Below are 22721 nucleotides of genomic sequence, written 5' to 3'. Positions count from 1 at the left end.
CTCACCCGGGGTGGGTGTGGGTGAGGGAACCGCTGATGCCGATGCATTGGGGAATGCACCGACACCAGTTTCCGAGGTCGGGGACTCGGAAGTAATGGGCGGAACCTCGATCGTCGGAACCGGGACGATGGGGGTGCCGTTGTAGGTGGGAAAGTTCGTCGGAGCATTGGCCCCGACGTTGGGGCCGCCGCCCGGAGCTTGCGCGCCCGGTAGTCCGACCGTTGTTGTCGGGGCGGCCGTCGGGGTCGTGGTGGGAGCGGTCAAGCACGGGTTGATGATCTCTGGCGGGATGGGTGCACCAGGTGGCAGCGACGCAATGAGATTCAGGTAGATCTGATGATCACGTGCCCGCACCGCGGCGCAGTCCTCTGCCGGTCCTGCGGAGGAGGTCGGGGCGAAGATCAGCAGCGCCAGCAGTGCGATCACCATTGCCGCGAGCACCACCACGGTGGAGATCACCGTGGTCGGTGAGGTGCGGTCGAACCGGCGCGCAGCCTTCACCGGCGATCACCCGTATTCGACCTCTTCCGAAATTCGGCGATGAGTGTGTCTGCGCCCCACCAGAACACCCGCCCCGCGATCGACATCCACAGAAAGAACGCCAGATACACCAGAATCGTCCCGTAATCGGCGGCCCACCCTCCGAGGCGTCCGATCACCGCAAACGCCGCGATCAACAACGCGAGCCCGAACACAGTCGCGATCACAGCCTTCGACATCTGACTCAGTTCACTGTCACGATCCCATCCCTGATCACCTGCACCGACTGCATCGCGGGGTAGATCCTCATCCGCCGATGCCGGAGCTGCAATGGTTCCTGGCGGCACGTACGGCAACGCACGCTCAGCTGTGACGTCGCGGCGGGTGGGTGAAGTCATCGGGGCGTTCGGCGAGGTGGTCATCGGAGATGAATTCCTTTCCCCGCCAACCAAAAACGCGGGACTCGAGATACCCGACACCGACCAAAAGAACGGGCGGTCACCGGGAGGAGATGCAGCAGTGGACAGGAAGAGGGTGCGCTCTACCAGGGGCAGTTGACGTACGAGGTAGCTCCGGCGAGCCACCCACCTGCCGGCGGGAGATAGAACTGGAATGAGGCGCACCCGTTCGGATACTGGGCAGCAATTGCCGTCCGGCGCGCCAGGACATCAGCCGACACGTCGATCACGGCCTCCCACCCGGGAACGGGGATCATGACGTTCGCGTTCGAGAGTGCCGTCACGCTTCCACTGTCGCGGGCCGCCACGGTCAAGGCGTGGCCCAGGGGAACCTGCACCACCGGTGCACCGTACTGCGCCGGAACCGGCCCCTCGAACATCACGGGAGCAGCCATTGCGGCCGGGGCGGTAGCAAGCAGAACCCCGCCGACAGCGAGTGATGCAGCCGCGGTCGTGGCTGCGATTTTCTTCGTGCGAGTCAAAGACATGATGCTCCTTTGATGGATGGAAAAGTGGAAAGTGTTGGGTAACAGCGCCAACGGCGGACCAGCACGGCAACCGAGATATGCGATTGCGGGCGCGGAATGCCGTTGACGAAAGCCCTGGATCAGAGCCAGGTGGGATCGGAGTACACGAACACACTGTTATCGGCCGTCGCCGTCGATACAGCGAACTGCGCGTAGGAACGGATCGTGACCGGGCCCATGCACGCATCGACCTTGACGTGCACGTTCTCCGCCGTGATCGAGGCTTTCGCAGCCTCGAGGTCCTTCTTGCCGAGCGGGATCGTGGTGATCGTGCCCGGTGCGATGGTGGTCTGGATGCTCGGGTTCACCGAGGCGTTCACGCCGATGTTCGCCGACGGAACCCCCGAAATGCTGACCCCGACGGACGGGCCGAGGGAAAAACCAAGTCCCAGGCCGAGTCCGGAGGACACATCGATTTGGCAACCGATCTGCAACCCCTGCTCGACGTAGCCCGTCTTCACCGCAGAATTGCCCGTACCGGAGATGGTGCCGGTGACCTTCGCCGACACGAACCCCTCGCGAGTGAACGCTGTTGTCGCCAGGTTCGGGACCGGGTTCGCCGAAAGTTTGGTAGCCGCCAGATCCAACGTCCACCCGTCGTCGGTGACCGTGTGCGCGAACTTGTCCGGCAGTGATGTCGGGGTGGCCGACGCGGAACCGGCGAACGCGAGTGAACCCGCCATCAACGCTGCCGACACCGCAGCACAAGCACCCACAGCCTTCAATGTGCCGCGTCCCCGCATCGTCGATACGGGGGTGGTGCTTGTCATCGTGTCCATGCGTGAGCCTCCGTCAGTGAGTGAGCAGTTTCAGCAATCATGACGATTGCCAAGTCTTTGCTGAACATCTGACTGGGACGCTACAACACCACACAGGTGCCCGACTAGCCTCCAATGTCCGAATCTGCCCACCCACAGTCGTATCCGGAGTTACGGACACATTTCCGGAATACTCGGACCAGGAGGTTTGTTCACCGGTAGTGCGTGACGGGCCTCACGATCACAAATAGATGACGGGCCGAATGAGTGCAGTGACTTTACGGCAACCGGTTGAGTCGAACCGGTTACGAGTGCCTGATCTTCGGTTGGGACGTGCCACTGCCCCGACGAAGCGCTGCTTCGACCCGGCGCACGTAGGACGGTGAATCCGCAGGAACCGCCGGAAGGCGGTCCGAGATGCGGAGTTTGGTAGCCAGATCCGCCAGCAGTTCCAGCGACGGTGCGGAGAGGCCGTTCGCCGCCAGCAGTAGCGCTTTGTGCGCGGCGTCGTCGAGGCGCTCGACCATCTGGGCGTCCTCGCCGGGAACATCGCCGCTCGCGACCGGGGCGGTGAAGAAGTAGCCACGGGAGACACCGAAGTAGTCGGCGAGGGCCGCGGCGACCTCGTCGGAGGGGCTCGAGCGGAGCCCGTGACGCAGTTGGGAGAGATACGGCTTCGAGATCCGGCAACCGCGTTCGAGAAGGCCACGCACGACTGCTGCGTTGGAGAGATTCGGGTCCGCTGCGGCGAACAGTTCGTTCAGGCGAGTACGGAAAACGTTCTCGCTCGTCATCTGACCCACGGTCACCGGGCCCCCTTTCCTTCAGCAACGGGCGTCCGGTACGCACCCTATTCGAGAGACACCCGAAACGCTCGAAGGTCGGGTTCCACGGCGGGGCCGAACGCAGTAACCGTCACCGTGTCATCGCCGAATTCGATGCCCCTCTTGTAGAGTCGGGTTACTGCGGATCCACAGAATGAGCCGGAGGTTTCACCCCTTGTTGTCGGGGGTGCCTCCGGTTTTCTGCTGTGTGGGCTCGGCGGCTTCGCGTCGTTTGCGGTCCGTGATCTCTTTTTTCGCGGCTTGCCGCGTCGCGATCCGCTTCTGATCTTTTTCGCTCAGCGGCGGGGGCGGTGTTTCCGGCTCGTCGACCGGTCGGTAGTTCGCGAGACCGAGCTTGATGTCGGGGTGTACCAACAGTTCTGGTCGTCCTTTTCCGTCGATGAACGGCATTTAGTTCTCCTCGGTGATGTCTCGTAGTTGGATGATGCGGCGCCGGCCGAGCGATCCGTCGGGGCGTTGGTAGCGGCCTTCGTGCGAGCTGACGACCTGCCAGCGCATCCCCCGCGGCAGCAAATGGGAAGTGTCGTCGACCGAGTCGGAGCCGCCGAGGTACATCCCGCGTGAGGTCTCCATCTCGAAAATCACTTCCCGATCGCCCACAACCGGGTCGAGTTCGTGAATGGCATGGGTGGCCATCGTGAAGCGGTCGAACTCGATGCGCGAGCCCGGCTGCAGCGCCCTCGGTAGGTTCGCGGGTTGTTCAGGCAGCGAGTGCGGCACCGAGACAGCGCAGTAGACGACATGGCCGCGGTCGTTACCTCGTTCAGCGGTCTGAACAGCGCGATCGATACGTTGAACCTGTGAACGGGTACGTTCATCGAGCCCCTGAGCGTCACCACGAGCACCGGTGAGAGCTGCACCGGTCGTTTTCCATGTCGCGGGCTCGGAAATCAAGGACTCCACGGCCATGTATCCGATTCTGGGCAGCGCTGTCTGGGCTGCATTCTTGGCAACAGATCGAGGTCTTTGCGAGCGCGGGTGAATTCTCCTGCTTCGACCATCCGATCGAGGTCGCGAGCCCCGCTGCGCTCGCGGAGCGGTCGTCGAACTCGTCGACGGGGCGATAGCCGCCTCGTTTGGATACGGGGCTGTTGTCTCCGCCGGCTTCCGGGTCGAGGCGCGAGGGACGTTCGGTATCGGGCTGATCGAGTACGCCACCCGGTCCCCCCTTCACTGTCGGTCGTCCCCCTGTGAATCGTCTGGGGTTATGTACGCGTGCGGCGTGGCAGGCTTCAACGTTCCTGTTGGTGCCTGCCACGCCGTTGCCCGCCTCTGGACGGGTGCGCTGAGGGTGTGAGTCGTCCGGCGACCAAACCGTCGTCACACTCAGCGGTCCAATGCATTGCACCGGACCGGGTTCAGCATATCTGTTGCCGCCGACAACGGCCGCTTCTCGGGCGCGAACTTTTCACACCTCGGTAGCTGCAGCGGCCAGCACCGCGCCGCGGATCGCGTTGTAGCGGCGGAGCAGTTCGGTCATTTCTTCGTCGGGGTGCGCCAGTTCGGGGAGAACGCGCCCTTCAAGGATTGTTCCGTCCGTGAAACCGATCTGTTGACGGCACTCCTGCAATGTCTTTGCGGTCACAGGTTTTTCGTCGAGCTTGCGGGTGAGATAGTCGGTGAATCCGCCGAGGCTGTGTCGTAGGTTTTGAATTCCGCTGCCGCCGCGGCGTGTTGAGGTCGTCTCGATCCACTCGGCAAGCTCGCCCAAGGCGGCGTCGCTTTGTACTGCTGCGCGTAGGGCTGCATCCACGGCATCCGGAGCGGTGATGTCGGCGCAGGGGTGGCCGTGGCGAAGATGTCGGCGAGTTCAAGGTTTGCGAGGTCGTCGTGGCGGCTCCACCACCATGATGCTCGTAGGTGGACAGAGTTTCTAGGTGCGGTTGCAATACTCCACTTAGCTTCTTTGTCCGAAATACGCGGGCATCTCACCCGAAATGAGTGACACAGGACGAACCACCCACTGCACACAGGACGAACAGCACTGACCCCGACGGCCTGCGGCCCGTACGTTCGAAACGTAGGCTTCCGGGAGCTGTCTCCGAGGTCTACCGGCCTCGTCGGTCCCCTACATTGTGTGGCCGTCGTGGCCGCTCGCCCTGCGCCGGTACCCGAGACGGATGTGCGTCGGCGACGAGCTGCACCAGAGCGGAAAAGACTACGGCCGCTCCCATCACTGTCGTCGCCGAGCTGCCGATCGAGGGCGTCAGCGCAAGTTTCCGAATTTGTAACGTCGAATATCTGTGACTCGGTGTAATGGACCGGTATACATATTGTCGTGCGCCTGGGTAATTACACGGAGAACAGCGATCATGCTCCGCATCCGCGAGTTCGTGATTTCTCGATGACAGCCGCAGACCCCGTCGTGTCCGGCCGCTCGCGGACCGCCCTCGTCGTGGAAGCAGCAGACTGATGAGCAGCCCTCGCCGCGACGGCAATCACTACACCGCCGCGACCGGTCATCAACACGCCCATTCCAGAATCACCCGGGCAGCCCCACATCCTGACGTCGTCGCTGCCGCCGAATTCCTCCTCGCGGAGCCTGACGCCTACCTCTACCGGCGCCGCTATCTCGAACTGATCGCCCACATCCCCGGCCCCGACGGCACCCTCATCACCGACTACACCGCCGCCGAACAGTACCTTCTCACCACAGCAGAAAAGCGCAGGAAAACGCTCCAGAATTCGACAACCCTCTACGCAGTGGACAACGAACATTGGGGACGACGAACCCGACTCCAACCATCGAAGAGGCTGAAAACCTCACCGAGCCGACCGGTGCCATCGAAATTCGCTTGGTCTGCAACAGATTACGAACTGAACGACCGCCACCGAAGGATCCCGATCATTGAGCAGCAGGCACATCGGCGGGAATGGTGGCGGCAGGAAAGCGGCGTACTAGCCGCTCGACCAGAGCATGCACCCGGTGAAGGTCCTTGCGTAGCGCATCCGCATCGGCGCGCGCCGCCGACGCCAATGCCGGCGCGACCGGACGAGTACCCCGCACCACTCGCAGCGCGGATTCGATACGCTCCGACAGTTCGTCGAGCTCCGAATTTAACAGGGCCAGAAACGCTCTCGCTTGCGCAATATCGGACTCGTCTGCAGCTGACACGTTCGCTACGCCGCGATCAGCAAGGAAAGTTTCTCCCCCGCCACGCGCTCGACGGGCAGAGGAACGAGATCACGCCCCTTGTGGCCGTCAAGTTGAGCATGAGCAGATACAACAGCGTCCGCAACATCAGCCGATACCGGCGGATACTTCGCAGTCAACCGCGTCACCGCATGAGCGATCAGTCGCTCGTCCTCTTCGGCCTTCATCTGTAAATACTGCGCCCTACCTGCCCACAGTTCAACAGGAGACAAGACGTTCGGTTCCGGCGAAAATCAGCTTCGAGTACTCGGATCTGAGTGCGTACGCGTCACGGCTACCAGACTAGGCGTTTGGCACTATCTGGCAGCAAAAGACGCGACAACTTAGTTCGCATCTCCCGATTCTGTGATCCGGTGGCCGTTTCGACGATGGTCAAACCCACACCCAAGCCCGTAGGAGGACGTTGAGAGCGATTCGGTCAAGTGGACCGATTTGTCGTGGCTGCACAAGGCTCGGGCAGAGTGTGCACACTTGCTCTTTCCACACCGTGAGATTCATGATCGCCGCGTAGGCGTGGAGGGTATTTTCGCCGGTCCCAGGCCGACAGAAAAGCGATCCGCACGTGTACCTCCAATATTGTCCATCCACATGATGGGAGTGGGAATGGTTGTGGTGGTGGGGCATTCACCGAGTGACGGCAGCTGTAGGGACCGCACGCGATGAGTACCTCGGACCCCGTGAGCGAGCGCGCACGACCGATCTGAACTGTATATTCGAAGTCAAGATTTGTTCATACGAAGGCTGGAGGTTGGTGTGCCTAAGGGCTATTGGGTCAGTGTCTATCGCACCATTTCAGACCCTGAGAAGCTGGCTGCCTACAACCAGCTGGCCGGTCCGGCCGTTCAGCTCGGGGGCGGGCGGCTCCTCTCACGTGGCGTTCGGGTCGTCGCCCACGATGCCGGCATCGCCGAGCGCACCGTCCTGATTGAGTTCGACAGTTTTGAGCAGGCCGTCATGGCGCGCGATAGCGAGGCATACCAAGAGGCGCTGGCCGCCCTCTCAGACGGCGTCGAGCGTGACTTCCGCATTATCGAAGGCCTCGACTGATCGGCGACCCTGCCCGGCGTCCAGGTTCGACAGATCGAGACTTTGCCCGCTCCGCAGGCAAGGGGAGCTTGGCTGAACCGAGGGAACGTTGATCCTTTCGCGATTCGAACATGACCTTGTTTCCCGTCCAGCACCCCGGAGAGGTATCAAATCGTCCGTTTGGTCGATCGTCAAATCGGACGATCAACCCACTGAATGTCGCCGTGTTCTCGGCATGCGTCGGTCTGCTCATGACGGATTCGAATGGATAAGGACCTATCAGTAGTTGGTGCCCATCGCGGTTCGGACTTCGTCGAGGGTCTGTTGGGCGATGAAGTCCGCACGTTGGTTTCCGGCACGCAGGACGTCGGCGACATGGTGGGGGTCTTGGGCGAGGTCGTTTCTGCGTTGCCGGTGCGGGGCGAGGAAGTCGTTCACGAGCGCGGTGGTGAGCTTTTTGAGAGCGCTTGCGCCGGCGTCGCCGATCTGGTCGGCGAGGTCATTCTCGTCGCGACCTGAGCACAACGCTGCCGTGGTCAGCAGTGCGGACACCCCAGGGCGGTTGATCGGGTCGAAGGTGATGTGGCGCTGGGAGTCGGTCGGTGCCTTGCGGATTGCCGCTGCGGTGTCGTCGGCGGTCATCGACAGTGTGATGGCGTTTCCGTAGCTCTTGGACATCTTCCTGCCGTCCAGCCCGGGTACTTCGGGGCTTGAGGTGAGCAGCGCGTGAGGTTCGGGGAAGACCTGGCCGTAGCGGTCGTTGAAGCGTCGCGCGATGACACGGGCCATTTCGACGTGTGGGAGGTTGTCTTTCCCCACTGGGACGAGGTTGCCTTTGCAGAAGAGTATGTCCGCGGCCTGATGGACCGGGTAGGTGAGCAGAAGACCGCTGAGGGCACGCCCGGATGCGGCGTGTTCGGCCTTGACTGTCGGATTGCGGTGCAACTCGGCCTCGGTGACCAGGCTCAGGAACGGCAACACCAGTTGGTTCAGTGCGGGTATCGCGGAGTGAGTGAAGATCGTCGCTCGTTGCGGGTCGATGCCTGCGGCAAGGTAGTCCAGCACTGCGCTGTAGACGTTGTCGCGGACGTGCCCGATGGCGTCGCGGTCGGTGATGACCTGGTAGTCCGCGAGGACGATGAAGGTGTCGACGCCGCGCTGGTGCAGGCGAACTCTTTCTGCGAGGGTGCCGAAGTAGTGTCCGAGATGCAGTGGGCCGGTGGGGCGTTCACCGGTCAGGACTCGGTATCGGCTCGGGTTTTCGGCGATGCCGTCGCGTAGACGGTCGCTGCGTGCAGCGGTGGTTTCGAGGGACGTCACTGTAGGGCTCCTGAATGGTCAGGGGCTGTACGAAACCTCAAGAGCACGTCCGGATTCGACTTGCGCGTGGGCTGCATACAGCCCACGACATGGTTAGACGGGCTGCGAGAGCAGCCGCCACCATGCCTGTCGGATCACGATCACCCGGCCAGGTTAGCAGCACATCGCGTGTTGAACGATGATGCAACTCGGTCGCGATGAATGGAAACAAGTTGTTCAGCACACCGCAGAGGCGATTTCCGGCCGTACCCCACCCGAGCATTTTGCGAGGCCTACGAGCCTCCCGGAACATCTTCCGACAGAGGTGGTGCGAGCAAGGTCGCGAGTTCTTCGGTGAGCCTGACTGCGCGGTCGACTTCACCGGGTGTCAGATGTGCGGCCGCAGCAGCGAATGCTGCGGTGACATCGCGGGTTCCGTACTCTTCGAATGCTTCGCGGTGAGCATCTGGCGTCAATCTCACCACCGTGCGGCGGCGGTCAGAGGGATCCGCGACCGTCTGGATCACACCATCCGCGGTCAATCCTGTCACCAGCTTCGAGACCCGACTCTGCGCGTACCCGGTGACATCGCTGAGCGCGGTGATCGTCATGTCCGGCTGCCGGGCGACTGCTTCGAGGACCGCGAGTTCGCTCACCGAGACAGGTAGCTCACGGCCGCTCTGACTGGCAGCGAGTGCGACGTCGCGCAGTCGACGCGCCAACTGGTTGAGTTTGACGACATCCACGACGGTTACCCCCTTACCTCGTCAATTCCGGTTCGCTGAGCCTGCACAATATCGGACAACGCCGCTGCGTCCACTTTCCCGTGTGCTGTGTGGGGGAAGGAAGGTAGGCCGGCGATGATGTCGGGTACGAGATAGTGGGGCAGCCGCCTTGCGAGCACTGCACGTGCAGCCACCGGATCGATCTGTGCCGATTCGACAGCCAGCCCCCATCCCCCTCCGTCTGAAAATGCGAAGGCGATGGCGCGTGCCTCGAACGCCTCGACTGCTGCGGACTCCACATCGCCTGGCTCGATTCGGTAGCCGTTGATCTTGAGTTGCCGATCGCGGCGACCCCGGTGAACCAGGCCACCGAGACTCTCCGCAACTATGTCACCGGTGCGATCGGAGAGCGCTGTTTTGGCGTCGTCGTATCGGACTACCAGCCATGCCTCCCGTCCTTCGGGGGTGCGGTGCGTCGCGTGAGACCGGGCAGCGCTCGCGCAACCGGTCGTAGTGCTGGTCTGGCTCCACGTCGATGTCGCCGTCGAAAGGAAATCGCACATGCTCGGTCATCGCTGTCCCCTGGAGTCGACGGCATGTGCGGGGTCGAGGGACACTGTGCGCCGCGAAGTTCGCCGAAAGGCGAGAAGTAGCACGGCAGTTCGGGACAGGACTTCGCACAGCGCCATCGTGATGAGCGCGGTGGGCCAGGTGTCGGGTGAGGTCAACCCGATGTGGTCACTCAAACGGCCGATCGCTTCGCCGCCGCCGTTCAGCGCGACGAATCCGAACACCAGCCGACTAACCATGCCGGTGATCCACAGTGCAGCGGCCGCTCCAGAGGCCTTCGCGTACACCTTTTCACCCTGCGGGTAGACGCGGGTGAGGAGGGCGCATCCCACCCCCAGGGCTAGTCCCACCAGTGACAACACCGCGGTGAACACCCAGTCGGCGCCAGCGTTCGGCAGTCGCCCCAGATATTCGAACGCTCCCCACAGCACGAGGCCTACCGGCCACAGCAAACTTGCCGGGGTCAGCTGCTTCCCCGAGATCTGCCGCAGCACAAGAATAATGAGGCCGAGCGAGATCGCCCAGTCCGTCAAACTCATCGCAGCCCCCTTCCGGATATGCATCACCAAGGATGCATCTGTGCTGATGCATCTCTAGTGATACTATTCGGCGGGGGTTGATTCTTCTCGTGATTTCCGTCACGACGGTTGGCATTCGTACATTCGGCGGCGCTCAGATATCGCGGCCATCCGAGATGGATCATCTGCCACCCGACGACTCGGACCTGGCCCAACAACTGGTGCGCGATCCGTACATCTTCGATTTCCTCGACCTGACCGAACGCGCCGCCGAACGCGAACTCGAAACCGCGCTGATGACCCGGCTCGAAAAGTTTCTGCTCGAACTCGGACACGGGTTCGCGTTCGTGAGCAGGCAATACCACTTCGCTGTCGACGGCGACGAGTTCTACATCGATCTGCTGTTCTTCAACTGGACCCAGTCCCGGTTCGTTGTCGTCGAACTCAAGATCGGCCGATTCGAACCGGAATACACAGGCAAGCTCGGCTTCTACGTCTCCTGGGTAGAGGAGAACCTGCGAATCCCCGACACACACGCCCCGACGATCGGAATCCTGCTGTGCGCCGGCCGCAACGACAACGTAGTGCGGTACTCCCTGGCCGGCACCACCGCACCGCTTACCTCAATCGACTGGGCGCGCTCGCAGTGATCTCCGGCCAATGCTCAACCCCCGCGGCGCCCGAAGCAGCCGAGACGAACACAACGACGACAACAAGATGTGAAGGTGCGCCGCTTGAGGGTGGCGCATACGCGACATCGGTAGGGGATTCATCAGGTACACGCTCCGGCGCTCACGGAAAGACGTTTCGGATTCTACCGCTCGCCCGATGAAGGTATGTCAGGCCGCGGGTCGAACTCGCGTGGTGCGACGCCGCGAATCTCGCCCGGGAGCGTGCAGGGCAACCCTGCACGGCACGCCCCCGCATCGCGCACGCACCAACACGAGCAAGAATTTCACGCTAATTGACGATCGAACTCGCAACAGCGGCAGTCAGTGGAGTCATCATTCACCTGTTCACTCCACTCGCTCTGCCCCGGAGTCGCCCATTCGGCACTGGCGGATAGCCGACCGCAGGGCACTGCGCAGTACGCAGAAAGCGACTTGCTTTCTCGGCGCCACGAAGGCTCGCTCTCTGTGGACGTCGACTCCGGCGGCCCCTGCCACGTCAGGCCTCCCGCAGCCCCGCCCGCTGACAACCAGAGCCCCACCAGAAACAACCCGGCGCACGTCACCGACAAGCCCCCAGTAAAGTCCCGGAAGTGGTGCGCTGCTTTCCGCCTCGGTTCCAGCGCACCACCCCAACTCCCCTTCCGCGGAACGAACCCCCTCAACCCACCCGGCGCAGGAGCCCACCCATGATCCCCACCGACACATCCACCCGGCTTGCCACCAAAATCGAACAACTCCCCATCGCCGAGAACGCCGTCATGTGCGAACTCCTGCGCACCGCCCTGCTCGACCATGCCCATCAAGGACACGACATCACCGAACCTGCCGTCCTCGGACTCCTCGCCATCACCGCCGCCCTCGAAGAACGCCTCACCCACCTCGAAACCACCACACCACACACTCCCTGAAACCCATCCCTCCCCTCACCACGGCGGAAAGACCACCGACACACGCCTCGGGGACACCACCGCACATTCACCGGAAAACCGACACTGACGTGCCGCCCCGTTTTCTCACGGCTCCGCCGTCGCGGCAGAGGAATTCGCGCCGTCTCCGTCAAAGCCGCCTGCACTAATCCCATAATCTGCCAATCCACGAAAAAGACCGTCGTGACTGTTTATGGTGGGTCTGGGACGCGCGCACTCGCAGACCCACGCAGGGAACGAGGGCCATCGGCGCTGTGTGCTCAGCACCGATGGCGAACCACCGTCCCCGGCTTCACCTCCGAGGCCGGGGACGCCCCTGCCGAAACACCACACGTGCACGGTCTGCGCCTATTCCTGACAAACGCTTCTCGACGGAACACCGATCTCAACACGAGGTGCGACCGCCTCCGCCTTCCGTTCAACAACCGAGAACAGTCGCCCAACCTCCACCGGATGTTCACGATCGCGCCCACGAAAAGGACTGGGCTGAAGTATGTTTCACGCCCCCACAGCGCAGCTGTGGTTTCGAACCACCCCTGGCGGGTACCCAATGCTGACGGCGGAACGCTGCAGTATGTGTGACGGGTCGCCGACATGGCCCCTGAACGGTCAGCACCGGCCCGACAGCGACCATTGCACATCCACGCGCGCAACGACGGATGTGCACGATCCGCCGACTATCATCACCAGTAGCCGGCGGATCGTCCACGTCGACAACCGGACCACGATGTCAACCATTCGCGGTGGCCAGGGCTGCCTGGCCGGCTGCTCATCGGCGCAGCCCGAACACACTGGCCAGCGAGGTACGCACCGCGCTCGCGTTGAAAGCACATTGCTTTGCGGCGCCGATCGCGTACCTTCCCGTCGTTCGGCGGGAAGGCGCTTCGACGATCACCCCACCTGCGGCTTAGGGCGGTACCGGCGCACCGTTCCCTGATGGCCGCCCTCGGGAAGGTGCGTGGGATACAGACGCCCGTCCTCGGTGTATCGCTGCACTCTGATACCGCAACTGGCGCCGAGATTCGCTTCGGTAGCCGCTGCGATCGCGTCATTGTCCGACTCGAAGAACTCATCGGTCGACGAACCATCCGGCATCGTGATCCTGTAGCGGTCCATCCCTTACTGTGCGCCCACTCACGAACCGAAACAACACCAACCGGCAAGTAATTCGCTCATGCGCGGTAGGCGGATTCACGCACCACCAGCCGCCCGCCAGCCCTCATACCGAACGGACACAGGAACCGCCGACAGGTCCGGCTGCACCTCGATGAGTCGATATTTGACCGGTGAGCGCCATTTGACCGGTGGGTGCCGCGCGTCGGGTGTACTGACGCTGTGTAAGCCGCCTGGCAAGGTTCTCTCCGCGGTCTCGGCGCAGGGTCGCACGGTGATCCGCCACGCCGATCGTCTCCGTGGCCCGACCGACCTGGTGTATCGAGCGCGCCGCACCCGACCGAAAAACAACTGGCGCCCAGGCTGCGGTCGTCCGCCGGTATCAGGTGCGAACACCCTCCCCGGCAGGCCGAGCGTGCCGAGACCACCCATCGCTCGACACGCCGGATCCGGCCCTGATGGTGCGGGACTACCGTCTCCGGAACTCGAGGCACCCAACCACTACCCCGCCGGCACCGAGCAGGAGAAGAAGCAGAACGACATCGACCACGGCCCCGTCGCTTTCTTTCTTCGAATACTGCAGCCCCGCTTCCGGAGGTCAGTGGCGGCTGTCGAGGGATTCTTTGACCTTCGCGATCGCGAAACCCCACGCCTGATCGACAGTCGGTTTGGGCGGGACCGAAATCTCGTTCGGATTGGTCATCACGTCGAGCAGAGTGGGACTGCGCTCGGCGAGCGCTTCGTGCAGGGCTGCATCGAGATCGTTCGGATCGGTGACCCGGCGCGCGGTCCATCCCATGGCTTCCGCGACGGCGGCGAGGTCGGGATTGTCGAGGACCGTACCGAATTCGGGCAGTCCTCCTTCTTCTTGTTCGAGTTTGACCATGCCCAGGCGGCCGTTGTCGAATACGACGACCGTGACGGGCAGGCTGTAGCTCACCGCGGTCCGCAGATCCCCGAGCAGCATCATCAGTCCCCCGTCTCCGCTCAACGCGATCACGTGCCGGTCCCGGTCGAGCGCTTGGGCGCCGAGGGCTTGGGGCAGAGCGTTGGCCATCGAGCCGAGGTTGTAGGAGCCCAACAGTTGCCGACGGCCGGACATGGTGATGAAGCGGGAGAGCCAGACCGTGGACATCCCCGTGTCGGAGGTGAAGATCGCATCGTCGGCGGCATGACGGTCCAGCGCCGCAGCGAGAGCTTCCGGTCGGATGCGCGCCTCGGGGTTGTCGACGTGGCGGCGCAGACGCCCCAGCAGTGTGTGGTCGTGGTCAGGGTCGGCGAGGCGGCTCTGCGCCGCGCACCAGGACTGGTAGTCCTTGCGTGCTGTGGTCAGGTGTTTGTCGTCCGAACGCGCTGTGAGTGCCGGAAGCAAGGCGCGCAACGCCGGGCGGCACTGCCCGACGAGGGAGATGTCCACCGGTGTGCGGCGTCCGATGTGCTCAGGGCGTGTATCGAGTTGAATTACCTTCTTGCCCTGCGGATACCATTGCCGGTACGGAAAGTCGGTTCCGATCATCATCAGCACGTCACAGGCTTCGAGTGCGGCGTAGGCGGCGGGATTGCCGATCAAACCGGTTTGTCCCACCGCGTACGGGTTCTCATCCTCCAATGTTTCTTTCGCTTTGAGGGTCAGGACCATCGGGGCCTGGAGCGTCGAGGCCACATCCAGGACTTCGTTGCGGGCGGAGCGCGCTCCGGTGCCCACGAGAAGTGTGGCCTTCTTCGCGTTGTTGAGCATGTCGGCGGCGGCGCGGATGTTCTCCTCACCGGGGACGGTGATCGCGTCGGTGCGCGCGAACCGTGGGGCCGGCGAGTCGGAGGGCAGTTCGGCGGCCCCGATGTCTCCGGGGATGGTCAGGACAGCGACACCCGAGCGCGACAGTGCGGTGTTGACTGCCTGTTCGAGTGCGTAGGGCATCTGGTTCGGTGAGGTGACGGTGCTGGTGTAGACCGCGACGTCGCGGAAGAGGAGGTCGTTGTCGACTTCCTGGAAGAAGTTGCTTCCGATCTCCGAGGTGGGGACCTGTCCGCATATCGCCAGGACGGGGGTGTGCGATTTCTTGGCGTCGTAAAGTCCGTTGAGCAGATGAACTGATCCAGGTCCGACGGTGCCCATGCAGACCCCGATGGTCCCGCTCAGCTGTGATTGCGCCCCGGCGGCGAAGGCGGCGACTTCTTCGTGGCGGACGCCGATCCATTCGAGTCGTTTCTCACGGCGGATGGCGTCGGTGATCGGATTGAGTGCATCACCGACGACGCCCCACACGGTGCTCACGCCCAAGTCGGCGAGGGCAGTGACCAGTGATTCCGCGATGGTGACCATGAGTCGTCCTTTCTGCATTGACACTGCTTGGTTGATCGGCGCGGGGTTTATCGGCCCGGGGTCGGGCGGAACGAATCCGGTGATGCTGCACGCCAATCGGCGCGCCAGGCCCGGGGCGGCTCTGCCAGGAGTTCGCCGGGTTCGAGCCACTCGTAGATTTCGTGGTAGGACCGAATGACGGTGGGCGAGATCTTTTTCTGCAGCATGTCCGTCGTCAGGTCCGCCGCCGACGCCGCACCCATCGACGCCATGAGTTGAACGGCTTGACGGACAGCGCTTTCCTGGAAGCGCTGCACGCGAACGGATTTGTCTGCCACATCGAGCGCGCGTGCCCGTTTGCGATCTTGCGTCGCGACGCCGACCGGGCAGGTGTTGGTGTGGCAGCGCTGCGCCTGAATGCATCCGATCGCCATCATCATCGCTCGCGCCGAATTGGTGTAGTCGGCGCCTTGGATGAGCCGTTTGACGATGTCGTTGCCGGTGGCGATCTTCCCACTCGCGCCGATGGTGATGCGCGTTCGCAGCCCGGTCGCGACGAGAGCGTTCCGGACGGTCATCAATCCGTCGGTCAGGGGAAGCCCGACGTTGTCCTCGTATTCGAGAGGGGCCGCGGCGGTTCCGCCTTCGGCTCCGTCGACGATGACGAAATCCGGCGCCGTGTCTTCGTCGAGCATCGCCTTGCACAGGGCGAGCAGTTCGATACGCGAGCCCACACACAGTTTGATCCCGACCGGTTTGCCGCCGGAGAGTTCTCGGAGTCGGGCCACGAACCGGACGAGTTCACGCGGGGTGGCGAACGCGGAATGCGCTGCCGGACTGACACACTTCTCGTGAGCGGGCACTCCGCGGTATCGGGCGATTTCCTCACTGACCTTCGCCGCGGGGAGTACCCCGCCGACGCCGGGTTTCGCGCCTTGGCTGAGTTTGACGGAAATCGCTTTGACTTGTTCGTGTGCTGACTTGTCGGCGAACTGGTCGGGGTCGAAATGTCCGTTCTCGTCTCGGGTGCCGAAGTATCCCGAGCCGAGCTCCCACACGAGGTCGCCGCCGCCGTCGAGGTGATACGGCGTCAGCCCGCCCTCTCCGGTGTCATGAGCGAAACCGCCCAGACCCGCTCCGTGATTGAGGGCCTTGATCGCATTGGCCGACAGGGCCCCGAAGCTCATCGAGGACACGTTCAGCAGGGACATCGAATACGGTTTCGTGCAATCCGGGCCCCCGATCCTCACGCGCGGCAGCTCCGTCGGCTCCCGGAGTGGGGCCGTCGAGTGAACCAGATACTCGTACCCCACCTCCCCGATGTCGCGTTCGGTCCCGAAGGACAATTCCCCGTGGATGCCCTTGGCACGTTCGTAGATGACGGTGCGCACGTCCCGGTCGAAGGGCCGGCCGTCGAAGTTACGTTCGACGAAATACTGCTGCAGTTCCGGGCGCAGACTTTCCAGCAGGTAGCGCATGTGGCCGAGGACGGGATAGTTCCGCAGGATCGAATGCCGCCGCTGCAGGAGATCGTAGACGCCGATCACCGCGGTCAGCGCCACCACCGCGGCGAGCACCCACCACCCCCAGCCGCCGACCGCGGCGACCACACCGACCAGCACCACCGCGATCGCAAGGAAACCTACGAGGAAGAACCTGAGCATCGTCAATCACCTCCCGATCTCACGCGCACCGTCTGCTGTGATCTGCGCATCGTTCAGCTGGCTAAGATTTGCGGGGCAAGGGCTTTGAGCATGGCGTTGGACCATCGCAGTTGCCGCAACGTCTGCGGATGGCAACGGGAAGTGAGAGCGAGCAAGTCCAGGTCCTTGACGGCCTGCGCGCCTTGGGCGAGCATTTCCCAGTCGACGGACACGCCCGCGGTGATCTGGTGCAGATAGCGCAGATCCATCAGCAACACCAGCCCCGGTTCGGGCCGGTGGCCGAGCAGTTCGCTCAGTTCCGCGTGTCTCGGGGAGGTGAGGGGCTCGGTGCGCGGAGCGGGGTTCAACGCGAGCTCGTACCGGTCCCCGGCTGCTGCAAGTTCGCGCAGATGGTTTTCCGACCACGCCACGAGATCGAGTGCGGTGTGGTGAATCTCGTGATCGCCTACGTGACGTGCTGCCACCGCAGAGAGGGCACGGGCGAGCGTGTGTTCGGAGCGATGCAGCTCGCGCAGCGCGACATCGATGTTCATCGCGTTCCCTCCGCGCTCGTCTCCATGTGTTCGGTGACCATCGCCGCTTGGCCCCCGACAGTCGGAGCGATCGATGGCGTCGCGGCGGTAGGCGCGGACGCCGTGGTGGTCGGCGCCGGCGCGGGACCCTGACCGGCACCGAGGCGGGTCACCGCCGCGGCCGCGGTCTTGAAGATCGGCTGCTTGGACGCCGGGTCCCAGTCGGTGATCGTCAACTCGTTCGCCGCCCGGTCATGCTGGTCGCCGCCGACGTCCCAATAGCCGTAGTGGAACGGAACGAACAACACCCCGGTCCGGATCGCGCTGACCCTCGCCTGCGCGCGCAACACTCCTCGGGGAGAGGCAATTCCGAGCACGTCACCCTCCTCGATGGCGAGAGAGTCGGCATCGGACTGCGAGATCTCGACCCACACACCCGGTGCTGCGGCGTCGAGTTGGGGACTGCGCGCGGTTTTGGTGCGGGTGTGGAAGTGGTAGAGGGTTCGGCCGGTGATCAACGCGAACGGGTACTGCTCATCGGGGGTTTCGTGGGCGGGAAAGTATTCGGCGGCTTTGATGATCGCCTTCGCATCCGGGTTCAGCGCACGGTATTCCGCGGGTTCGAGTGGAGTCCCGGTGACCAGATCTTTTCCGTACGATTCGCAGTAGTCCGGGTCGGAGAAGAACGTTCCGTCGGTGTAGAGGCGTTCGGTACCTCCGGGATGCTCGGTGGTACAGGGCCATTGGATTCCCGAGCTCCCGCGCAGGCGGTCGTAGCTGATGCCGGTGTAGTCGCACGGCCGGCCCGCCGAACAGTCTTTCCATGCCTCGAACGCCGATTCCGCATCGTTCCATCCGGGGAGGGGGTCGCCGTCCTGGTCGCGGAAGTCCATCCGGCGGGCATAGTCGAGAAAAATGTCCAGATCCGGGCGCGCGTCCCCCGGCGGCTCCACCGCCTTCTCGGACAGGTGCACCGTGCGGTCGACGTTGGTGAACGTCCCGGTCTTCTCACCCCACGCGGCCGCCGACAGAACGACATCCGCGAGCTCCGCGGTCTCGGTCAGGAAGATGTCCTGCACGACGAGAAACAGTTTCTCGCTCGACAAGATGGGCCGGATCCTGGCCAGTTCAGGCAACGATACCGCCGGGTTCGTCGCGCTGACCCACAACATCTTCAGTGTGCCTTGTTCGGCATAGCGGAACATCTGCATCGCATGCGTGGGTGGACCGTAGCTCGGGATCTGCGCGGCGTCGATGTTCCACAACTGTGCCAGTTCCGCGACATGAGAGTCGTTGGCCCAGTTACGGAAACCGGCGAGGTCACCGTCGGCGCCACATTCGCGGGTGTTCTGCGCAGTGGGTTGCCCGTTCATCTGCAACACCCCGCAGCCGGGTTTGCCGAGCATACCCCGGACCAGGTGCACATTGTTGACCTGCACGGCAGCAGCAGTGGCCTGATGAGACTGGTAAAAACCCTGCAGCACCGTCGAGAGCAGCCGATCGGTGGTGCCGATCAGCCGGGCCGCCTCCCGCAGATCCGCCACAGGTACATCACAGATCCCTGCCACCTTCTCCGGCGTATAGGACGACAGTTGGGTGCGCAGTTCCTCGAAACCGACCGTGTGCTGCTCGATCCACTCCCGGTCGATCCAGTTGTTGTCGACGATCTGATGGAGCAGACCGTTCATCAGCGCGACGTTGGTCCCCGGCAGCGGCGCCAAATGAACTGCGGCGCGCTCGGCCACCGGTGTCCGCCGCGGATCCACACACACGATCGCCGGCGGATTCGGGCCGGCGAGCCGGTCCAGCATCCTCGACCACAACACCGTTTGCGTTTCGGCGACGTTGTGCCCGAACAGGGCAATCACGTCGGCGTGATCGACATCGCTGTAGGACGCGGGCTGCCCGTCGCAACCGAACGATTCCTTGAGCGCTTCCGCGGCGGTAGCGGTGCACAACCGGGTATTGCCGTCGACATGATTGGTACCGATCGCCCCGTGAGCGATCACCCCGAGCGTGTAGTACTCCTCGAGAAACAGCTGCCCCGAGGTGTAGAACCCGATCGAACTCGGGCCCTGGTCTTTCAGAAGCTGCCGACTGCGCGCCACGATCACGTTCATCGCGGTATCCCAGTCCGTCTCCACCAGCATGCCGCTGCGGCGAATCAATGGCCGACTGAGCCGATCCGGCGACGCGTTACCCTGCCACCCGAACAGATCCTTCGGCCCCAACCGTCCATGATTGACCCGGTCGACCCCACGGCCCCGGACACCGACGATCGCGCCGTCCTTCACCGCGATGTCCAACGCATCACCGTTGGAATGCAGAATCGACGCCGACTGCACCCACCGATCCACCGAATCCTCCTCGATACCGCATGCGAGAAACTGATCCACCCGCCGCGGCCACACCTGACCCGGCCCGTACGGCGTACGCGCACCCCACGGCTCGGCGATCCGGTCCCGTGAAACAGTCATCGACAACTCCTTCCCGCTCCACGCAGTGCGAAAGCCGCGGTGAGGCGCCCCTCATCGGGACGACATCGCTCGTAACTCCCCTCCCATCAAACGCGCAATGGTTGCGACTGCGCAATGGCCGAGTGCAGGATGTGGGTATGAGTGCAGCGAGAGCGCAACGGGCGGAGCCGGAGAACCATTTCACCGAGCAGGTCGAAGCAGTGCTCTGGGCGTCGCGAGCCCTCGTAGGCATCGCCGCGGCCTCCGTCGCCGAGGCCGAGGAACTCGTCACGGTGCCGCACCTGCGGATCTTGGTGATGGTCGACACCCGCGGCCCGGTGAACCTGGCAGCGGTCGCCGAGGCACTCCAGGTACATCCGTCGAATGCCTCACGTGCGGTGGATCGACTGATCAAAGCCGGCCTACTGGATCGCCGCGATGCACCGGAAGATCGCCGACACCTGACGTTGACACTCACCCCCGCCGGACAAGAACTTGTAGACCGAGTCAGCACCCACCGCCGGGACGCGATATCAGCGGTACTGGCGCGGATGACGACCGACGACCGTAACACCTTGACATACACCATGCGCCGGTTCGCCGCAGCCGCCGGAGAACCACTCGACGGCGACGTACTCACCCTCCTGTGGCCACCAGCCCACTGACCCGATCACACAACCCGCAACCGACAACAAACCGGCCAGCCACCGCCGCGCCGACAGCGAACACCACCGCACGAAAACGTATCGGTACATACCCGAGAGAATTGACCGCAGCCGATGCGGAACCGAGCACAAATACCCACACCCCGAACGCAGCCAACGCTTCCCCTACAATCAACGACCGGAACCGCCTCCCCGGCGCACACCCTGAAATCTGGCTGGCCTCCCCCGACTGCGCGCCACTCTCCCCAGATGCGGCGCGCACGGCCCACCAGGTCGGACACCTAACCCCGATCTGGTGGGCCACCACACAGCAAAATGCGGGCCGCACGTTCACTCACACATGCAGGCGTCGTTCTCCATCCGCCCGCAACATACGCGTCCGCATCCGCTCGTCGATCGACAAAAACAGTTGCAGCGCACCAGCATCCCTCAATGTACAATCGAAAACCCGGCACATAGACAGCACCCGTCCTGCCGTGACCACGCCACGAACCGCGCCGCTATCCGTTGCCGTGTAGAGGTGATTCCCTCGACGCCAACCGGCGCGCAATCGCGATCACCGGCACATTCATTTCCGCGAAAGCGTGCCCTCGACACTCATTGCCTCGTTCTACCTCTTACCCGTGACGGCGCTGTAGCCGATCGAAAGCACCGCCGCTGCCGCGATGCTGATGATCCACCGGATTCAGTCGATACCGTCCGTATCACCCTTGTCCGAGATCACACCCCAGACCCAATACCCGATAAGCGCTCCGGCAACACCGAGGACGACGGTCACGATCATGCCGTACTGCTGCTTACCTGGCAGTACCAGACGAGCCAGGACTCCGATGACCGCACCGAAAACGATGGTCCCGATAATTTGCCCCATGACAGCCCCTCACACGCCGAGCATGCACGCGGACGGAGAATCACCGCTGATTCGAACGATAACACTGATGGAACACACTGCACGGCAACTAAACCCATCGAAAATCCGAGAGCGGAGACCTGACACAGACAAGAGCACTCGACCCTGATCGGCAGACGTGCCGCTCAGGCAGGCAACGCCGAGGCATCTACCGACATGACTTGCACAGGTTCACTTTTCGTGTATCGGACGACCTGACCTGCCTTCGCCTCAACATCGGCGTCCTCGGACAACATCGGACCGCGAATTCTGTTGCCATCGAGCACGAAGCGACACCGCCGCACCCCCTGATACCGCTCATCCTGGATTCACCGGCCGAGCGATGGGCGGAACGTACCTCCGATCTGAGTTCAGCTCCGCCAATCGGCCTCCGACCCGCCGAACAACTCCTTTGCCCGCCGACTATCGAGAAAATCACTGATCAACAGCCACAAGTCATCCGCGAACGCCGGAGCGTCAGGACCAACCAAACGGAGCAAAACCACGAACGCATCATCATCGTCGAGCGCGACCACCGCCCCGTGCGCTGCGATCGCATCCGAATCCTGCGGGTGCACCCCGCGCAAATACTCCAACCCATCGAGATAATCCTCGAGGTACCTCCGCGCGATCATGCCCTTCATCTTCCTTCACGCCCGTTTCTCTCACAAGAAATCCCATCTCGGCACCCCGCCCCACGGTGCCGCAGAGGCCACCGCGCCCCGGTAGGACTGCTCCAACACCGAATCCGGCCCCAACAGATCCAACGGACTGAACGCACACCCCAGGTTCACGACCCCGAAACCCCTCGGGGGGCGCTGCATCTCGTTGTCGATCCGCATAAACGTCACCCCATCAGCACGCGAAATGTAGACGACCTCGCCACCACGCTCGATACGCCACCGCCACCGTGCCAGAAACCGGAATTCCCATCGACGGCCTGACCGCCCGCGTTTCCGGCCATGCGCATCAATCCCGACACGGAAACCGCTTCCGCCGCAGCATTTCTCCCGACCAATTCCGGGACAGGCGCACGTCCATTCGAACGAAGGCCGCGGCAGCTCGCGCGTCGCCGACGGTCTGAGACCCGCCCAAAGTCGGCGTCCTTCCGCGTCGCGTCGGATCCAGATCGGGTCAGTGGAATTCCTCCAGAAGGTCGTCCG

The 22721-nt window shown here is 63.2% G+C and carries 23 protein-coding genes and 3 pseudogenes; 5 read left to right on the top strand and 21 right to left on the bottom strand.

All coding sequences use genetic code 11. The features are described from left to right. The 8 genes and pseudogenes from AC2ETI_RS32010 to AC2ETI_RS31975 all read right to left on the bottom strand — a co-directional run. A pseudogene (locus AC2ETI_RS32010) lies at positions 1 to 501 on the bottom strand (hypothetical protein); the annotation flags it as partial. Then, positions 498 to 902, bottom strand: coding sequence for a hypothetical protein (locus AC2ETI_RS32005; RefSeq protein ID WP_483635002.1), 405 nt, complete (start codon positions 900 to 902; stop codon positions 498 to 500). The pseudogene AC2ETI_RS32010 and the gene AC2ETI_RS32005, both read right to left, overlap by 4 nt. 119 nt (positions 903 to 1021) lie before the next feature. Beyond that, positions 1022 to 1426, bottom strand: a complete 405-nt coding sequence (locus tag AC2ETI_RS32000) for a hypothetical protein (protein ID WP_483635001.1) — start codon at positions 1424 to 1426, stop codon at positions 1022 to 1024. Positions 1427 to 1545: 119 nt separating this feature from the next. Beyond that, positions 1546 to 2244 (bottom strand): MspA family porin, encoded by a 699-nt coding sequence (locus tag AC2ETI_RS31995; RefSeq protein ID WP_483635000.1) that lies wholly within the window; start codon positions 2242 to 2244, stop codon positions 1546 to 1548. A 284-nt stretch (positions 2245 to 2528) separates the two neighbouring features. Then, positions 2529 to 3017, bottom strand: a complete 489-nt coding sequence (locus AC2ETI_RS31990; protein ID WP_483634999.1) for a helix-turn-helix domain-containing protein — start codon at positions 3015 to 3017, stop codon at positions 2529 to 2531. 198 nt (positions 3018 to 3215) lie between these two features. Further along, positions 3216 to 3458, bottom strand: a complete 243-nt coding sequence (locus AC2ETI_RS31985) for a hypothetical protein (RefSeq protein ID WP_483634998.1) — start codon at positions 3456 to 3458, stop codon at positions 3216 to 3218. After that, entirely contained in the window at positions 3459 to 3977 is a 519-nt protein-coding gene (locus AC2ETI_RS31980; protein WP_483634997.1) for a hypothetical protein, read from the bottom strand. Positions 3978 to 4476: 499 nt separating this feature from the next. Further along, positions 4477 to 4821 carry a hypothetical protein gene (locus AC2ETI_RS31975; protein ID WP_483634996.1) on the bottom strand — a complete coding sequence of 115 codons (345 nt, stop codon included), beginning with the start codon at positions 4819 to 4821 and terminating at the stop codon, positions 4477 to 4479. 525 nt (positions 4822 to 5346) lie between these two features. Between AC2ETI_RS31975 and AC2ETI_RS31970 the strand changes: the two genes are divergently transcribed. Beyond that, entirely contained in the window at positions 5347 to 5481 is a 135-nt protein-coding gene (locus AC2ETI_RS31970; RefSeq protein WP_483634995.1) for a hypothetical protein, read from the top strand. A gap of 432 nt (positions 5482 to 5913) precedes the next feature. Here AC2ETI_RS31970 and AC2ETI_RS31965 read toward each other — a convergent pair whose 3' ends face one another. Both AC2ETI_RS31965 and AC2ETI_RS31960 read right to left on the bottom strand, forming a co-directional pair. Then, a complete protein-coding gene (locus tag AC2ETI_RS31965) occupies positions 5914 to 6183 on the bottom strand; it encodes a hypothetical protein (protein WP_483634994.1) in 270 nt (89 codons plus the stop codon). Positions 6184 to 6188: 5 nt separating this feature from the next. Next, positions 6189 to 6389 carry a three-helix bundle dimerization domain-containing protein gene (locus AC2ETI_RS31960; RefSeq protein ID WP_483634993.1) on the bottom strand — a complete coding sequence of 67 codons (201 nt, stop codon included), beginning with the start codon at positions 6387 to 6389 and terminating at the stop codon, positions 6189 to 6191. Positions 6390 to 6975: 586 nt separating this feature from the next. Between AC2ETI_RS31960 and AC2ETI_RS31955 the strand changes: the two genes are divergently transcribed. Continuing rightward, entirely contained in the window at positions 6976 to 7269 is a 294-nt protein-coding gene (locus AC2ETI_RS31955; RefSeq protein ID WP_483634992.1) for a DUF1330 domain-containing protein, read from the top strand. A gap of 258 nt (positions 7270 to 7527) precedes the next feature. On the opposite strand, the gene trpS is transcribed toward AC2ETI_RS31955, so the two are convergent. From trpS to AC2ETI_RS31935, 4 genes are all read right to left on the bottom strand, one after another. Next, positions 7528 to 8568, bottom strand: coding sequence for a tryptophan--tRNA ligase (gene trpS, locus AC2ETI_RS31950; RefSeq protein WP_483634991.1), 1041 nt, complete (start codon positions 8566 to 8568; stop codon positions 7528 to 7530). 272 nt (positions 8569 to 8840) lie between these two features. Then, positions 8841 to 9293: a MarR family winged helix-turn-helix transcriptional regulator gene (locus AC2ETI_RS31945; RefSeq protein WP_483634990.1), complete on the bottom strand. Its 453-nt coding sequence runs from the start codon at positions 9291 to 9293 to the stop codon at positions 8841 to 8843. Positions 9294 to 9298: 5 nt separating this feature from the next. Continuing rightward, a complete protein-coding gene (locus AC2ETI_RS31940) occupies positions 9299 to 9835 on the bottom strand; it encodes a hypothetical protein (RefSeq protein WP_483634989.1) in 537 nt (178 codons plus the stop codon). A 6-nt stretch (positions 9836 to 9841) separates the two neighbouring features. Beyond that, positions 9842 to 10381 (bottom strand): hypothetical protein, encoded by a 540-nt coding sequence (locus tag AC2ETI_RS31935; protein WP_483634988.1) that lies wholly within the window; start codon positions 10379 to 10381, stop codon positions 9842 to 9844. Positions 10382 to 10539: 158 nt separating this feature from the next. On the opposite strand from AC2ETI_RS31935, the pseudogene AC2ETI_RS31930 reads away from it, so the two are divergent. Further along, positions 10540 to 10995: pseudogene (locus AC2ETI_RS31930) on the top strand (PDDEXK nuclease domain-containing protein); the annotation flags it as partial. Positions 10996 to 11717: 722 nt separating this feature from the next. After that, on the top strand, positions 11718 to 11939 hold the full coding sequence (locus AC2ETI_RS31925; protein WP_483634987.1) for a hypothetical protein: 222 nt from the start codon (positions 11718 to 11720) through the stop codon (positions 11937 to 11939). Between the two features lie 909 nt (positions 11940 to 12848). On the opposite strand, the gene AC2ETI_RS31920 is transcribed toward AC2ETI_RS31925, so the two are convergent. The 5 genes from AC2ETI_RS31920 to AC2ETI_RS31900 form a co-directional block, all read right to left on the bottom strand. Beyond that, on the bottom strand, positions 12849 to 13052 hold the full coding sequence (locus AC2ETI_RS31920; protein ID WP_483634986.1) for a hypothetical protein: 204 nt from the start codon (positions 13050 to 13052) through the stop codon (positions 12849 to 12851). Positions 13053 to 13668: 616 nt separating this feature from the next. Continuing rightward, positions 13669 to 15411 carry a thiamine pyrophosphate-dependent enzyme gene (locus tag AC2ETI_RS31915; protein WP_483634985.1) on the bottom strand — a complete coding sequence of 581 codons (1743 nt, stop codon included), beginning with the start codon at positions 15409 to 15411 and terminating at the stop codon, positions 13669 to 13671. A 29-nt stretch (positions 15412 to 15440) separates the two neighbouring features. Beyond that, entirely contained in the window at positions 15441 to 17036 is a 1596-nt protein-coding gene (locus tag AC2ETI_RS31910) for an FMN-binding glutamate synthase family protein (protein ID WP_483634984.1), read from the bottom strand. A 53-nt stretch (positions 17037 to 17089) separates the two neighbouring features. Beyond that, positions 17090 to 17569 (bottom strand): hypothetical protein, encoded by a 480-nt coding sequence (locus AC2ETI_RS31905; protein ID WP_483634983.1) that lies wholly within the window; start codon positions 17567 to 17569, stop codon positions 17090 to 17092. Next, the gene (locus AC2ETI_RS31900; protein ID WP_483634982.1) at positions 17566 to 20025 is read right to left on the bottom strand and encodes a molybdopterin oxidoreductase family protein; all 2460 of its coding nucleotides are present in this window, start codon (positions 20023 to 20025) and stop codon (positions 17566 to 17568) included. Before AC2ETI_RS31900 ends, AC2ETI_RS31905 begins: the two co-directional genes overlap by 4 nt. Before the next feature lie 137 nt (positions 20026 to 20162). Here AC2ETI_RS31900 and AC2ETI_RS31895 point away from each other — a divergent pair, with 137 nt between their 5' ends. Further along, complete coding sequence (locus tag AC2ETI_RS31895; protein WP_483634981.1) at positions 20163 to 20669, top strand: MarR family winged helix-turn-helix transcriptional regulator; 507 nt, start codon at positions 20163 to 20165, stop codon at positions 20667 to 20669. Between the two features lie 610 nt (positions 20670 to 21279). On the opposite strand, the pseudogene AC2ETI_RS31890 reads toward AC2ETI_RS31895, so the two are convergent. Together AC2ETI_RS31890 and AC2ETI_RS31885 are read right to left on the bottom strand one after the other, a co-directional pair. Further along, positions 21280 to 21540 (bottom strand): annotated as a pseudogene (locus tag AC2ETI_RS31890) (GlsB/YeaQ/YmgE family stress response membrane protein). Positions 21541 to 21929: 389 nt separating this feature from the next. After that, on the bottom strand, positions 21930 to 22193 hold the full coding sequence (locus tag AC2ETI_RS31885; RefSeq protein WP_483634980.1) for a hypothetical protein: 264 nt from the start codon (positions 22191 to 22193) through the stop codon (positions 21930 to 21932). Between the last annotated feature and the right edge of the window lie 528 nt (positions 22194 to 22721).

The organism is Rhodococcus sp. MurmanLake-1, assembly GCF_056945715.1.
This window is presented reverse-complemented; position numbering and strand designations above follow the sequence as displayed.

What these genes read in the sequence shown, in the direction of transcription:
- AC2ETI_RS32005 (WP_483635002.1), bottom strand. Translation starts at nt 902, where the DNA reads ATGACCACCTCGCCGAACGCCCCGATGACTTCACCCACCCGCCGCGAC.
- AC2ETI_RS32000 (WP_483635001.1), bottom strand. Translation starts at nt 1,426, where the DNA reads ATGTCTTTGACTCGCACGAAGAAAATCGCAGCCACGACCGCGGCTGCA.
- AC2ETI_RS31995 (WP_483635000.1), bottom strand. Translation starts at nt 2,244, where the DNA reads ATGGACACGATGACAAGCACCACCCCCGTATCGACGATGCGGGGACGC.
- AC2ETI_RS31990 (WP_483634999.1), bottom strand. Translation starts at nt 3,017, where the DNA reads ATGACGAGCGAGAACGTTTTCCGTACTCGCCTGAACGAACTGTTCGCC.
- AC2ETI_RS31985 (WP_483634998.1), bottom strand. Translation starts at nt 3,458, where the DNA reads ATGCCGTTCATCGACGGAAAAGGACGACCAGAACTGTTGGTACACCCC.
- AC2ETI_RS31980 (WP_483634997.1), bottom strand. Translation starts at nt 3,977, where the DNA reads ATGGCCGTGGAGTCCTTGATTTCCGAGCCCGCGACATGGAAAACGACC.
- AC2ETI_RS31960 (WP_483634993.1), bottom strand. Translation starts at nt 6,389, where the DNA reads ATGAAGGCCGAAGAGGACGAGCGACTGATCGCTCATGCGGTGACGCGG.
- AC2ETI_RS31940 (WP_483634989.1), bottom strand. Translation starts at nt 9,835, where the DNA reads ATGTGCGATTTCCTTTCGACGGCGACATCGACGTGGAGCCAGACCAGC.
- AC2ETI_RS31935 (WP_483634988.1), bottom strand. Translation starts at nt 10,381, where the DNA reads ATGAGTTTGACGGACTGGGCGATCTCGCTCGGCCTCATTATTCTTGTG.
- AC2ETI_RS31925 (WP_483634987.1), top strand. Translation starts at nt 11,718, where the DNA reads ATGATCCCCACCGACACATCCACCCGGCTTGCCACCAAAATCGAACAA.
- AC2ETI_RS31920 (WP_483634986.1), bottom strand. Translation starts at nt 13,052, where the DNA reads ATGCCGGATGGTTCGTCGACCGATGAGTTCTTCGAGTCGGACAATGAC.
- AC2ETI_RS31915 (WP_483634985.1), bottom strand. Translation starts at nt 15,411, where the DNA reads ATGCAGAAAGGACGACTCATGGTCACCATCGCGGAATCACTGGTCACT.
- AC2ETI_RS31910 (WP_483634984.1), bottom strand. Translation starts at nt 17,036, where the DNA reads ATGCTCAGGTTCTTCCTCGTAGGTTTCCTTGCGATCGCGGTGGTGCTG.
- AC2ETI_RS31905 (WP_483634983.1), bottom strand. Translation starts at nt 17,569, where the DNA reads ATGAACATCGATGTCGCGCTGCGCGAGCTGCATCGCTCCGAACACACG.
- AC2ETI_RS31900 (WP_483634982.1), bottom strand. Translation starts at nt 20,025, where the DNA reads ATGACTGTTTCACGGGACCGGATCGCCGAGCCGTGGGGTGCGCGTACG.
- AC2ETI_RS31895 (WP_483634981.1), top strand. Translation starts at nt 20,163, where the DNA reads ATGAGTGCAGCGAGAGCGCAACGGGCGGAGCCGGAGAACCATTTCACC.
- AC2ETI_RS31885 (WP_483634980.1), bottom strand. Translation starts at nt 22,193, where the DNA reads ATGATCGCGCGGAGGTACCTCGAGGATTATCTCGATGGGTTGGAGTAT.